Annotated in this window: 1 pseudogene; it reads right to left on the bottom strand. The window is 71.9% G+C overall.

Going from position 1 to position 755, the window contains the following annotated elements:
- Positions 1–680: pseudogene (locus IE271_RS41150) on the bottom strand (transposase); the annotation flags it as partial.
- Positions 681–755 lie beyond the last annotated feature (75 nt).

Genomic DNA, 755 nt, shown 5'->3' with positions numbered 1-755 from the left:
GGGGCGGGTGCGGGGCCGGCCGACCGGCAGGCGGACGCGGATCTTGTGCAGCACGGGCAGGAACTGCGGGCTGTCCGCGGCCTGTCCGGCGGTCACCGTGAACGCCGGCGGGCGGCATCGGCGGGCGGCGGCCAGGTGCACCTTGCTGGTCAGCCCGCCGCGGGAGCGGCCGAGCAGGGCCTGCTGCAGACGGACCCGGTGCCGTCGGCGGACGCGTCGGCGCTCCTCCCGCTCGCGCTCGCCTTCGCCGGGCTGTCCGATGTGTTCCGCTTCGCCGCCCTTTTTTGCCGGGTCCGTTCCTGCTCGGCGGCGGCCTCCTCGAGCACCTCCATCACGTCCTGGCCCACCAGCATCCCGGCGGCATCATGACGGGCGCGCATCGTCGTGGAGCCCACGCCGACCAGGGACAAGTCCGTCCGGCCCCGGCGGGCGGCCTCGGCGATCAGCCCCTCCAGCCGCGCGGTGAACACACCGGCGTCCCGCCAGACGCGAAAGCGCCCGTAGACCGTGGACCACGGCCCGAACACCTCCGGCATCTCCCGCCCTTGCCCACCGGTCCGAAACCGCCGGATCACCCCTCGAACTGGTCCCGCAACCGCTGGGGATACGGGCCGTACTCACCTATCGGCAGGTACGGCTCGATCAACTCCCTGCTCGTCGCTCAGTTGCCTCCGCGTCACGATCACACTCCTACCGGATCCACCCGTCATGCGGGCCCGGATCGACAGGACTGATCACAACATCACACAGACCCT

This window comes from Streptomyces minutiscleroticus (assembly GCF_014650875.1).
Lineage (GTDB): Bacteria > Actinomycetota > Actinomycetes > Streptomycetales > Streptomycetaceae > Streptomyces > Streptomyces minutiscleroticus.
The sequence above is the reverse complement of the archived record's forward strand: the minus strand, read 5'-3'. Positions and strand labels throughout refer to the sequence as shown.